The sequence below is a fragment of the Maritimimonas sp. 2405UD52-3 genome (assembly GCF_056591715.1).
The window spans coordinates 235,796-248,071 of the sequence record NZ_JBWQOL010000002.1 but is presented as its reverse complement, the minus strand read 5'-3'; the positions used below and the strand labels follow the sequence as shown (position 1 = coordinate 248,071).

The 12,276-nt window shown below is 28.9% G+C and carries 11 protein-coding genes; 8 read left to right on the top strand and 3 right to left on the bottom strand.

What is annotated here, in order from left to right; translation table 11 throughout:
• Window positions 1-4: 4 nt before the first annotated feature.
• The 8 genes from AC1EU5_RS05275 to AC1EU5_RS05240 all read left to right on the top strand — a co-directional run bounded on the left by AC1EU5_RS05275 (window position 5) and on the right by AC1EU5_RS05240 (window position 8,011).
• Window positions 5-904 (top strand): 6-hydroxymethylpterin diphosphokinase MptE-like protein, encoded by a 900-nt coding sequence (locus tag AC1EU5_RS05275; RefSeq protein ID WP_480191320.1) that lies wholly within the window; start codon window positions 5-7, stop codon window positions 902-904.
• A 69-nt stretch (window positions 905-973) separates the two neighbouring features.
• Window positions 974-2,038, top strand: a complete 1,065-nt coding sequence (locus AC1EU5_RS05270) for a hypothetical protein (RefSeq protein WP_480191319.1) — start codon at window positions 974-976, stop codon at window positions 2,036-2,038.
• Between the two features lies 1 nt (window position 2,039).
• A complete protein-coding gene (locus tag AC1EU5_RS05265; protein ID WP_480191318.1) occupies window positions 2,040-2,834 on the top strand; it encodes a glycosyltransferase family 2 protein in 795 nt (264 codons plus the stop codon).
• An 8-nt stretch (window positions 2,835-2,842) separates the two neighbouring features.
• Window positions 2,843-3,850: an ATP-grasp domain-containing protein gene (locus tag AC1EU5_RS05260; protein ID WP_480191317.1), complete on the top strand. Its 1,008-nt coding sequence runs from the start codon at window positions 2,843-2,845 to the stop codon at window positions 3,848-3,850.
• 64 nt (window positions 3,851-3,914) lie between these two features.
• Complete coding sequence (locus AC1EU5_RS05255; RefSeq protein ID WP_480191316.1) at window positions 3,915-4,877, top strand: ATP-grasp fold amidoligase family protein; 963 nt, start codon at window positions 3,915-3,917, stop codon at window positions 4,875-4,877.
• A gap of 5 nt (window positions 4,878-4,882) precedes the next feature.
• Window positions 4,883-5,689 (top strand): glycosyltransferase, encoded by an 807-nt coding sequence (locus tag AC1EU5_RS05250; RefSeq protein WP_480191315.1) that lies wholly within the window; start codon window positions 4,883-4,885, stop codon window positions 5,687-5,689.
• A gap of 1 nt (window position 5,690) precedes the next feature.
• Entirely contained in the window at window positions 5,691-6,683 is a 993-nt protein-coding gene (locus AC1EU5_RS05245; protein WP_480191314.1) for an NAD-dependent epimerase/dehydratase family protein, read from the top strand.
• Between the two features lie 77 nt (window positions 6,684-6,760).
• Window positions 6,761-8,011, top strand: coding sequence for an InlB B-repeat-containing protein (locus AC1EU5_RS05240; protein WP_480191313.1), 1,251 nt, complete (start codon window positions 6,761-6,763; stop codon window positions 8,009-8,011).
• Window positions 8,012-8,113: 102 nt separating this feature from the next.
• Here the strand turns inward: AC1EU5_RS05240 and AC1EU5_RS05235 are convergent, their stop codons facing one another.
• Genes AC1EU5_RS05235 through AC1EU5_RS05225 form a run of 3 tightly spaced genes read right to left on the bottom strand, consistent with a single transcriptional unit; the run spans window position 8,114 to window position 12,110 of the window.
• A complete protein-coding gene (locus AC1EU5_RS05235; RefSeq protein WP_480191312.1) occupies window positions 8,114-8,920 on the bottom strand; it encodes a phytanoyl-CoA dioxygenase family protein in 807 nt (268 codons plus the stop codon).
• A 51-nt stretch (window positions 8,921-8,971) separates the two neighbouring features.
• Window positions 8,972-11,338: a GumC family protein gene (locus tag AC1EU5_RS05230; protein WP_480191311.1), complete on the bottom strand. Its 2,367-nt coding sequence runs from the start codon at window positions 11,336-11,338 to the stop codon at window positions 8,972-8,974.
• A gap of 10 nt (window positions 11,339-11,348) precedes the next feature.
• A complete protein-coding gene (locus tag AC1EU5_RS05225; RefSeq protein ID WP_480191310.1) occupies window positions 11,349-12,110 on the bottom strand; it encodes a polysaccharide biosynthesis/export family protein in 762 nt (253 codons plus the stop codon).
• Window positions 12,111-12,276 lie beyond the last annotated feature (166 nt).

Sequence of the window (12,276 nt, the reverse complement as noted above, 5' to 3'; positions counted from 1 at the left end):
AACAATGTTTGGAAAAAGAGAAACAGTAGTTATGTCATTTGTGAATTTTATTGATAATTATAGACGTGATATTCAGTTCTATTTAAAATGGATATTTGATAAGGATTTAAGGAGAGAAATGTCAAGAAATAAAATATTTAAAAATGCATATAAAGGTAAGCGATGTTTCATTATTGGTAATGGCCCCTCTTTAAAGTATCATGACTTAAGTAAATTGTCTGAGGAATATGTTTTTACTGTAAATAATATGATGGCAACTGATAATTTTAAAATATTGAAGCCAAATTTTCACCTATTCTTTGACCCAGATTTTTTCAATTTCTTTTTTCATGTAAATCCAAAAAATGAAGATGAAAAAAACAAAATGAGAGCGATACGAAAATCACTTGAATTATTCCCAGAAATGATTTGTTTTTGTTCATACCGTCTAAAATCAACTTTCATTAAATTGTTTCCATCTCTTAATTCTCATTTTTTGAACAATAATAAAATTTATACATCTTTCTTGAAAAATGCATCGTCTCTGCATCGAAATACTCCTGCATTTCAAAATGTGATCACTTATGCAATTAATATAGCACTTTATATGGGGTTTGAAGAAATTTATCTGTTAGGTGTAGACATGACAGGTTTCTTAGAAAATTATGAATATAATAAGATTAATAAGGATGGAGGACATTTTTATGACAAATCACAAGAAGACCGAGAAAAAGAAGATAAATTTAGAAATAAACATAAAATTGATAATGAATTTTATTTAAAAAACTTTGGTAAAACATTTGAACACTTAAAAATAATGCAACAGAATGCTTTAGCAAAAAACGCAAAATTACTGAATGCATCAGAGCATGGTGCATTAGATTTTATGCCACGTGTCGATTATGATAAATTATTTTCAGATTAATTTTTTTAAAGTGTTCAATATATATTCAATTATGTTAAAGAATACTAATATTAACCGTTTTATTTGTTGATGAAAGCTATAATAAATAAGGATAATTATTTAAGTCATTTTACAGGTATTCTATTTGTTCTTATGGCATTAAGTGATATAGCTCGCTCCAAAAGCTTAATTGGCGCTACAGCTTTATTAGCTATTATGGCCTTTGTTTTTTACTTTCCCATTAAGAATAAGAACTTATTTTCTGAGTCAATGCTTTTTATTCTTTTTCTGCTGACAACATCTCTAGTAAATCTTTTCTTTACTCAAAACGGAATTGGAGGTTCTTTAACATTAATAGGTAACTTACTCTTGTCATTTCTTTACTTTCAGTTAGATACTAAAAAACTAACATTATGGATTGTAATAGCTTATTTAATAACTATTACATTTATTAGCTATCATTTATTCATTTTAAAAACGCCTGCTAATTTTATATATGAAGGATTAAGCAGAAATCATGCCGGTTTTGCAGTTGTTTTTTGGACCATATTTTTACTTTTTCATTTAAAAGAAACATATAGTCGCATTCTAATTATTCCTGCTATTATAGCAATAATATTATCATTTTTTTTATTTGGAAGAACTAGTATAATAGTTAGCTCAATATTATTATTGGTTGTTTTCTTTTATAAGTTTAAGAATAATCTAGTAGTACGTATAATTTTGACATCTATTTTTTTAGGGGTGTCTTATTATTTATGGTTGAAATTTGGCTCTGTTTTAACAGAAGAAACTAATTTAAGCGAAGGTCTTGAAACTTCTCGTTATAAATTATGGAGGATTTATATTGAAAACATAAATGCTACTAATTTTTTTGTAGGTGTTGATGTTACTAAACTTCCTCAATATGATATATATGGGAGCAATCCGCATAATTCTTTTCTTAAATTTCATTCTAGAGTAGGTTTAGGAAGTATTGTTTTTGTGGTACTTTTTTTTATTTCTGTTTTTAAGTACATATATCAAAGAAAATATTTTATACTAAGTCTTCTCATGTTACTGACACTAAGAGCTTTTTTTGATAGTGATATTTTCGTAGGTAATTTTGACTTTATATTTCTTATAACGACTTTTTATTGGATAAAAACTGATTAATATGAATCCAAATTTCTCAATAATAACGGTATCATATAATAGTGAGAACACCATTGAGCAAACTATTAAATCAGTATTGGATCAATCATATAAGAATTATGAATATATTCTTATAGATGGTGGTTCAACAGATAGAACAAATGACATAATTGATAGCTATAAAGGGTATTTTAAGAATGGTATTATCCATATTTCTGAACCAGATAATGGCATATATGACGCAATGAATAAAGGAATTTCGTTAGCAAGGGGTAAAGTAGTTTGTTTATTAAATTCTGACGATTACTATTTTGAAAACACGTTATCAATAGTTAATGAAGTTTATCAAAATTCAGATAAAAAGAGCGTAATTACTGGAGCGCTTATTTTTAAGAGTGACTCTGGTACACAACTGTTAAAAACAAGCGAAAAAAGGTTCAAGAGAAAAATGAAACTATATAAAAATGGGGTTAGACATCCTGCAACGTTTGTGCCCAAGATTATATATGATAAAATTGGATTATTCAATTTAGAGTATAGGATAGCAGCTGATGCTGAATTAATGCTTAGAATGTTTAAAGCGAATTATAATTTTGAGTTTATTAATAAACCTCTGGTTATAATGACAGATGGAGGCATATCAAACTCTAAGGGCATTGTAAAGCAAATTTTATTAGAGAAAGAAAGAATATTAAATAAATATTGTCATAATTCAATTTTGAAGTTTTTTTTTATGGCTGAAACTAGATTTAGATTTAAGATTAAAGAATTTGCATCTGGTTTAATCACCGTATATAGAAAAATAGAAAATAGGTAATTTAGAATATGACGAAAAAAATAATTTTTCTAACCAATTATAAAAACTTGATTCCTCAACGAAATCATGAAATTGAAGGGCTTAAGTTAGATATAATTTCAAAAATTCTAAAAGATGAAGGTTTTCTATGTCAAGAAAGAAATATAAACCTATTTATTGAAGATCTCAATAAGCAAGAAAATATTGAAGGGATTTATTTTTTTTATGCTAGCAGCCAATACCCCATTTACAAGAGTTTCATTTTAGATGTACTAATTCAAATTAAATTAAGAGGAGGAATATTAATTCCAGAGCTTAGGCATTTCATTGCGCACGAAAACAAAAACTTTCAAGAGTTAGAAAAAATAAGGGTAGAAATTAAAAGCCCCTATGGTATACCTGTTGGAACATATGAGGAAGGGGTAAAAGTTCTTAATGGAGTGAAATACCCTGTTGTACTTAAAAAATCAACTGGATTTCGAAGCCGTAATGTAAAACTTGCTAATAATATTAATGAGGGTAAAAAATTGCTGTATAAAATGTTAGATAAAAATTTCAGATTTGATACTGATAGCCTCTATTATTTTTACAGAAGATTAAAGAATAGACAACATTATCCTAAGAGATTTGGAAAGATTATTATTCAAGAGTTCATTCCAGATCTTACTTATGATTGGAAAGTTGTTGCTATGGGGAATCGATATTTAGGCGGAAAAAGGTTGGTTAGAAAAAATGATTTTAGAGCTTCAGGAAGCAAGTTATATGTGTTGGATGAGGATCCTTCAGATAACATTTTAAATTTTGCTCTAGATTGTAAGAGGAAATTAAATTCACCAAATGTTTCTATGGATATTTCAGAAAATAAGGGAGACTTAAAACTATTTGAATATCAAACAATGCACTTTTCTTTATTAGAGGGAGACCCTAAATACTATTATGAATTAGAGAATGGAAATTGGAGAAAAAAGGAAATAGTACATGAGTTAGAACATTATATGGGAGAAGCTATTTATGAATACATAAAAAATAATGAATAACAGTTTTTCTTTGAATAAGGAAAAGAATTTGGGCAAAATGCCATAACAAAAAAGAAATTATAATATGTCTCAATATAAAGAATTTATAAAAGATAAAGCTTCTAAATCTCCATTTGGTATTCATTTATATTCTCGTATTCGGTTAATATTTGAAAAAATATCTTTATCAAGATTTGATGATGAACAGTGCATACGAGTTACCTATAAAAAAAGGTTTGGAAGAAACATTAATTTGAAAGAACCAAAAACATATACTGAGAAGCTTCAATGGTTGAAATTATTCTATAGACATAATGAGATGCCTATTACAACAGACAAATATGAGGTTCACCAATATTTAAAGGAAAAAGGATACCAAAGTTTACTAAATGAGGTTATAGGTGTTTATGAAAATGCAGATGACATCAATTTTGATGCGTTACCAAATAATTTTGTAGCTAAAACTACACATGGAAGTGGTTGGAATTTATTGTGCAAAGAGAAAACAAAAATAGATTGGGAAAAGTGGACCAAAATAATGAATACCTGGTTAAAGTTAAATGTATATGTCTTTGGAAGAGAGTGGAATTATAAGCACATTAAACCTAGAATTATTATTGAAAAGTTTATTGATCATCAACCTTTAATTGATTATAAATTTATGTGTTTTAATGGTAAACCAAAATTTTTACAAATCAATAATGATTATGAAGGTGTACATTATGTAGATTTTTATGACATCAATTGGAATAAGCTTGATTTTACATATAAAAATTACGCACAATCTAGTCACGTCTTGCCTCTTCCTCAAAAGTTTGAAGAGATGAAAGAACTTGCAAGAAAATTAAGTGCACCTTTCCCGTATGTAAGGGTTGATTTTTATAACCCTCCAGATGAAATTATTTTTGGTGAATTAACTTATTTTCCTGGTAGTGGTTTACTTCCGTTAATACCTGTTAAAAACAATTTTGATGAATTGTTAGGCTCTCATCTTGATCTTCCAACACCTAATCACAATTTAGAATTATTAAAAAAAATAGATTCTTGAATAGTATGGATGTAAAACCAAAAATAAGCGTTATTATGTCGGTCTATAATGCACAAGAGTTTCTTGAAGAGGCTATAAAAAGCATTTTAAACCAATCTTTTTCTGACTTCGAATTTTTGATTATAGATGATTGTTCAAATGACAATTCAAAAGAAATATTAAACGTGTATGCTCAAAAAGATTCTAGAATAAAAATCTTTACTAATAAAGAGAATTTACGATTAACAAAAAATTTAAATAAGCTCATTAAATTATCGAAAGGAGAGTATATAGCTCGAATGGACGCTGATGATATTTCTCTTGACCAACGATTTGAGGAGCAAATAAAATACTTTGAGAGTCATCCTGGTATTGATATTATCGGAACTTTTTCTGAGAATATTTCTAATAATGGAGCCGTTATTGGCGAGCGTAAAGTTCCTGTTTCACATAGTGATATTGTAAAACTGTTACCTAAATTAAATCCATTATCACACCCTACGGTCATGTTTCGAACCTCTTCATTAAAGAAAATAGGAGGATATGATGAAAGATATAGAACATCACAAGATTTTCATTTATGGTATAAAGCAATAGGAAGTGGCTTAAAAATATGTAATATACCCATTATATTGTTTCAATATAGAATGGATGATGATTATATCTCTAGAAAGTCATTTAAATATAGATTAAATGAATTTAAAATTAAATTAGATGGTTACAAATTAATTAGGCTTCCATGGTATAAATACCATTATGCTTTAATATCACTTGCTTTAGCTTTTGTTCCGCCTTTCTTATTTTCACAATTAAAAAAAATAGACCCTCGTTAAAATGAAAAAAATAGCTCTAATTGGTGCATCTGGATTTGTTGGAACACGCCTAGTTAATATTATAAAGAATGATTTTAAACTTAAAAACATTGATAAACAACAAAGTATTTTTCACCCTGAAATTACATCTATTGCTGATATAAGAAATGAAGAGATATTGGTACAAGAATTAAAAGGGCAAGATTATGTTGTTCACCTTGCTGCTGAACATCGTGATGATGTTAACCCTACATCACTTTATTATGATGTTAACGTACTGGGTACAAAGAATATATTATCAGCTATGGATGAAAACAATATAAAAAAGATAATTTTTATAAGTACTGTGGCGGTATATGGATTAAACAAAAAGAATCCAAATGAGCAACATCCTGTTGACCCCTTTAATCATTATGGTAAAAGTAAATGGCAAGCAGAAGAAGCTTTACGTGAGTGGCATAATAAAGATCAAAAAAATCGTTCATTAACCATTATTCGTCCTACCGTTATTTTTGGTGAACGTAATAGAGGTAATGTATACAATTTGTTGAAACAAATTGGTTCTGGAAAATTTTTAATGGTTGGAAAAGGTACCAACTATAAATCTATGGCCTATGTGGGTAATGTAGCGGCATTTATTAAGTACCAGTTAAGTACTGATAATTTAGGCTATTATTTATATAACTATACAGACAAAGGTGATTTGAATATGAATGATTTAGTTGCGCAAGTAGAAAAAAGTTTAAATAAAAAAGTGCCAGCTACTCGTTTGCCATACTGGTTAGGTATGTTAGGAGGGTATGGTTTTGATATTTTAAGTAAGATAACTAATAAAAAGTTTGCCGTTAGTTCGGTGCGAGTCAAAAAGTTTTGCGCTACTACTCAATTTGATTCAACCGCCGTGCATAATTCGGGTTTTCAAGCAACAAATACAATTTTACAGGCACTTGACAAAACATTGCAGTTTGAATTTGTAGAACCCAGAAAAGATGATATAACATTTATTAGCGAATAACTTAATACTGAGTAGAATATCTCAATAAGTTTTATAATTCAATCAATAATTGTAGTTTTGACAAAAAATTGATTACTATGCTAAAGAAATACATATTCTATATTTTTTCATTTTCTTTTTTATTTAATTCATGTTCTGAAGATTTTGTGGTTATTACACCTGATGATAGACAATTGACAGTTTCGGTTGTGCCGACTGATGGTGGTTCAGTAACACCTTCATCTGGCACTTTTGAAGACGGTTCTGAAATTTCATTAGTTGCAACTCCTGCTACTGATTATGAATTTGTAAAATGGGAGGGTAGTTTGACAGGTATTTCAAGTACTGTTAGTCTGACCATGGATACGAATAAAAACATTACTGCAGTTTTTCAAATAAAATATACATTGATTCCTGATGATAATTTTGAACAGGTGTTAATTGATATGGCTATTGATTCTGAAGGTATTTTAGATGGTAGAGTTTTAACTTCTGATATTAGTAATGTTGTTTATTTACCTGTATTTGATGCCAACATTACTGATTTAACTGGTATAGAAAATTTCAAAAGTTTAATCAAATTACATTGTTATAATAATCAACTTACAAGTTTAGATTTAAGTCAAAACGCAAACTTGAGAGAGGTAGATTGCCATAGCAATCAATTGACGAATATAAATGTAAGTCAAAATAGCGCATTAACTTCCTTAGTTTGTTTTGATAATCAACTTACAAATTTAGATGTAACTCAAAACCCTGTTTTAGCTACGTTAGGTTGTTCTAATAATCAGCTTACAAGCATAGATGTAACTCAAAATATTGCTTTAACAGGATTTTATTGTAATGATAATCTTCTTACGAGTTTAGATGTAACTCAAAATACATCTTTATTGGAACTATATCTTTCTAACAATCAGCTAACAGATATAGATGTAAGTCAAAACCAAGATTTAATAGAATTATATGCTCCTTTTAATCTGCTTCAGAGTTTAGATGTAAGTCAGAATAGATCTTTAACAAAACTAGATTGTTTTAATAATCAACTTACAAATTTGGATGTAACTCAAAATACAGATTTAGTTTTTTTAGTATGCTATGAGAATAAAATCTCAAGCTTAGATTTAAGTCAAAATATGGCTTTAACAACATTGAAAGCTTCTGAAAATGAATTGTTAAGTCTAAATGCAAAAAATGGTAACAACGCGCTTATAACTGAATTTAATGTTACGGGCAATGCCGGTCTAGGTTGTATTCAGGTAGATAATGAGGTTAATGCAAATGCAGGTATAGTACCTTATGATGTTTGGGTTAAAGATGCCGCTACAATATATTCAGAAAATTGTAATTGATACTAAAGAATTACAGTATAAAAAATGCTCGTTTATTAAACGAGCATTTTTTAATTTGGGATGGCTTGTACTTATAAATATTTTACTATTTACAGTGTAAGTTTACACCTGTTCAAACTTAATATTTAGTTTTTCTCTATCAATATCTTCTAAATTAAAATCAGTATGAACTTTTACATTCTGTTTTTGCATTGCAGCAATTGCTTCTTCGCTATACTTTGAACTCATCCATCTATCTATGGCATATTGTCTTGTTTTTAGATACTCAATATACTCTTCAGTGTAATGATCTTCTGTTCCAAAACCCATGAATAAAGCCAATCTAGGAGAAATAGATTTTTTCTTTAAAAAGTCAGGTAAATGTCTAACTAACCTTGGATTGAAAGAATGATTTGGCAACAATGATAATATTTCTGCATTTGGAGAATGAGTAGTGGTAAGCTTCCAAATTATAACATCACCAACTTCACTTTTCACATTAACTATTTTTCCTTTACGAATGCTTTGGTGTAGATGTGAATTATCTCTTAAGGCTAATCCTTTTGAATGTTCAGAATGGTCTTGTAGGTAAATACCTACCCTTAATAGAGAGTAATCTTTATCTTTAAATTCAATGCTATCCTTTTTAAATCGATCTTTAGAGTCTTTATGAAACCCACTTTGATTCGTATTATATGATAAAGCGCTATCACCAAAATAAACTAAGTTATCTCTTCCTAAACATTCCTTAAAAATATTAATTACTCTTTCATCTAATATAATCTTAGAAAGTAACTCACTAGATAAAAGATCTCCTTTATGATCCTTACTCTTTTCTGCATATTCTCTAAATGTATTAATTTCTTCATTGGAAAAGACATTCTTAAAAATTAGCCAACCATTTTTATCAATCTGTTCTTTTTTAGTCATAATTATTTTAATTTACTTTTTTTGGGTATTGTATTAGAACTCAAAATAATATTAAGTATTGGTTTTTGGTAGAAGTCTTTTCCACCATGGTTTTTTTATTCCATTTTGACCATAACCGTAAACGCTATCATACCCACTTTTAATATAATCTGTGCCGTTCAATAGAATAGTTATGTTTGGTAAGCGTTTATCTTGATACATTTTTTTTGGTATGGCCAACATTTTTTTACTTAAGTAATTAGCTCTTATGGTATAAATAAAAAGATCAGCATGTTGACTTATCAATAAAGTATCTGTGGCAACATTTATTGCTGTTGTATCTACAATTATATAATCATAATGTTCTTTAGCATATTCTAGCACAGCGTTAAATCTACCAGTACTTATCAATTCTGAAGGAGATGATGTTATTGAGCCGGCTTTTAACAGATCAAAGTTGGCCGTTTGGTAAGACTTTATAATTTCAGGGGACTGTAGACCATGATCAGTTAAAAAATCTGTTAAACCTTTTCCTTCTTCTATATCTAAGTAATCGTTAATTTTAGGGTTTCTAATAGCGGCTTCGATTAGCAAAACTTTATTATTGGATAACCCTAAAGCTTTTGCCAAATTAATAGCTATAAACGTTTTACCTTCATTTCTTAGAGTTGAAGTGATGAAAATAGTCTTTGCTTCTTTTATTGTATCAGGTAACATATGACTGACATTGGTTCTGAGTAAACGGAACGATTCTGCAATATTATTTCCATCACTTTCGAATTGAACTATACCATTGTTAAATGTTGACTTGGGTATATCTCCAATAACCGGAATTTCAAGCGTATTTTCTATATCATTAATTGTGTGTACTTTGTTATCAAATAATGATCTAATAGCGATAAGTAATGCTGGTATTAAAAGTCCCAGCAACATACTAGCTATTAGTACTATTATTTTTCTGGGAGCAACTGGTATATTGCTACCGTAAGCTTTGTCAATTATTTTTGCATTAGGTGCTGTTACAGCAAGAGAAATTGAGTTTTCTTCTCTTTTCTGTAACAGATACAAGTATAATGTTTCAATAATTTGTTGTTGACGTTGTATATCTCTTATTTCTCTTTCTTTTCTTGGGGTAGCAGAAATTTTTGAGCCTAATTTATTTTCCTGAAGTCTAGCTTCATTTAAAGAGATTATAAGAGATGACCTCGTGTTTACTAAGCTTCTATCTATACTTTCTCTTAAACGCGTAATCTGGTCATTTAAATTAACAATAACAGGGTTCTCTTTATTAGCACCTCTTAACAATCGATTTCTCTCTAATACTAGATTGTTATAATTGAGAGCATCTTGATTTGTATTTCCGTTTAATAAACCCAAATTAGCGGGAATCAAATCTCCTTTATTTGTTTTCATGTAATTGGTTACATAATCTATCAATTTGATTTGCGAATTCAATTCTACTATTTGATTTGCTATTTCAGCATTTGAGGCAAGTACTAATCCAGCTTCAGAATCAAGGTCGCTTAATTGGTTTTGTGTTTTATAGGTTTCCACACCCTGATCTAAACTTGTTAATTCAACAGATATGTCACCAATTCTATTATCAATGAATTCATTGGTATTTTTGGCTATCTCACTCTTATACTCTATGGCGTCTTTATTATAATAATTTACCAAATTGTCTAAGACCTCCTGAGCTTTTAATTTTATTGGGTCCTGAAGTTTAAGAATTAAAAGGTTAGACTTAATATTGTCTGGGGTAACTTTAATACGACTTTTAAAGTTAATTGCAACATCTTCTACAGGATTTATCTTTATTAGAATTTTTTGCCCTACTTGAACTTTATTAAATGCTATAGGTGTAGCTATTAAATCTCCAAATTCACAAGAAACTTTTTCACCAAAAGAACCTTCACTTATTTGGTCACCATCACTATTATAAAGCGTATATTTAGTTTTAGATTGTGCGCTAATTGAAAAAGTAGTATCTAACTTATTTAGAATAGAATCTTTTGCAAATAAATTAATTTTAAAAGGTATTTCATTCTTATAAATCTCATTTAAACTAAAGCCATTTTTAGTATAATAAGTAATATTAAGCCCAAGCTCTTTAACAACCCTTTCAATTAAGGTTTTTGACTTTAGTATACCTATTTCTGTATCCAAAGAGGTTTTTGGTCCGGCAAACAAACCCAAATCTTCAAAAACAGAAATCTCAGAAGTTGAACCACCATCATTCTCTTCATCGTTTATTAAAATAGTAGAAGATACTTCATATTCATAGGTGGCAAAACGTAAGTACAAAAAGGCACTTACTAATGCAATTAAAATGCCCCATAAAAACCACTTCCAGTGATAGCTGTACTTTTTTATAACTTCCCTCAGATTAATTTCATTTTCATTAGAAGGAGTTGAATTTACTTTCCTCTTTTCTTGCATACTAGTTTTTTTATCGAACGATAATCGCTACAATTGAAATTAAGATTGATAGTGCAGAAATAATTACAGTAGTATTTGTACCTACGCCAGAAGAATTAATTCTAGCTTTGTTTGGAGCAACATAAATAATATCATTTTGTGATAGGTAATAATAAGGTGATTTAAATATGTCTTTATTTGTTATGTCAATAGGAATATATGCTCTTTTTCCGTTTTGTTCACGAATAAGAGTAATAGATTTCCGTTTTCCCTGAATATTCAAATCACCGGCCAAACCGATGGCTTCAACAATAGTTATGCGTTCATTTTCAACAGAATAACTTCCAGGAGACCTAACCTCTCCTAATACTGTAACTTTAAAGTTGGTAAGACGAACATTTACGATTGGGTTATTTAAATATGGCAAGAGCAGTTCGTGAATTTTATTGGTTACCTGCTTGGTTGTTAAACCTGCTACTTTTAATTTACCGATAGATGGAAAATTAATTTCCCCGTCTGCATTAACTATGTAGGGTAAAGGTCTAGGAAAAGCATTTCCTTGTGTTTCATATATATTAAATGGTATTGCCGCTTCAGGGGTTATAGAAGATACATTTATATTTAATATATCACCTATTTGAAGAGTAGGCTCAAAATTAACGATTTCTTCTTCCATTTTTTGATTTTGCTCATCTTGAAAATAGGTGATTTTTTTTGCAGATACACAACCTGAAAATTGTAGTGCACATATACTAACAAAAAATAATCGGATATAATTTTGTCTTAATATCATTAATGACCTATAGGTATTCATAGTGTAAAATAAATTATGATTTTGTAAAAAACAACAAATCAAGTATTTAAACTGATATAATGAAGGCAAAAGTAAACTATATTTTACTATTTTGTATCAATGATTGTTCTTTTAAAAATGGATTCGATACGTATAGTTAATAGGC

Excerpts from the sequence above, each read along its gene's own strand:
- AC1EU5_RS05255 (WP_480191316.1), top strand. The coding sequence starts at position 3,915 with ATGTCTCAATATAAAGAATTTATAAAAGATAAAGCTTCTAAATCTCCA.
- AC1EU5_RS05270 (WP_480191319.1), top strand. The coding sequence starts at position 974 with ATGAAAGCTATAATAAATAAGGATAATTATTTAAGTCATTTTACAGGT.
- AC1EU5_RS05230 (WP_480191311.1), bottom strand. The coding sequence starts at position 11,338 with ATGCAAGAAAAGAGGAAAGTAAATTCAACTCCTTCTAATGAAAATGAA.
- AC1EU5_RS05260 (WP_480191317.1), top strand. The coding sequence starts at position 2,843 with ATGACGAAAAAAATAATTTTTCTAACCAATTATAAAAACTTGATTCCT.
- AC1EU5_RS05275 (WP_480191320.1), top strand. The coding sequence starts at position 5 with ATGTTTGGAAAAAGAGAAACAGTAGTTATGTCATTTGTGAATTTTATT.
- AC1EU5_RS05225 (WP_480191310.1), bottom strand. The coding sequence starts at position 12,110 with ATGATATTAAGACAAAATTATATCCGATTATTTTTTGTTAGTATATGT.
- AC1EU5_RS05265 (WP_480191318.1), top strand. The coding sequence starts at position 2,040 with ATGAATCCAAATTTCTCAATAATAACGGTATCATATAATAGTGAGAAC.
- AC1EU5_RS05240 (WP_480191313.1), top strand. The coding sequence starts at position 6,761 with ATGCTAAAGAAATACATATTCTATATTTTTTCATTTTCTTTTTTATTT.
- AC1EU5_RS05245 (WP_480191314.1), top strand. The coding sequence starts at position 5,691 with ATGAAAAAAATAGCTCTAATTGGTGCATCTGGATTTGTTGGAACACGC.
- AC1EU5_RS05250 (WP_480191315.1), top strand. The coding sequence starts at position 4,883 with ATGGATGTAAAACCAAAAATAAGCGTTATTATGTCGGTCTATAATGCA.
- AC1EU5_RS05235 (WP_480191312.1), bottom strand. The coding sequence starts at position 8,920 with ATGACTAAAAAAGAACAGATTGATAAAAATGGTTGGCTAATTTTTAAG.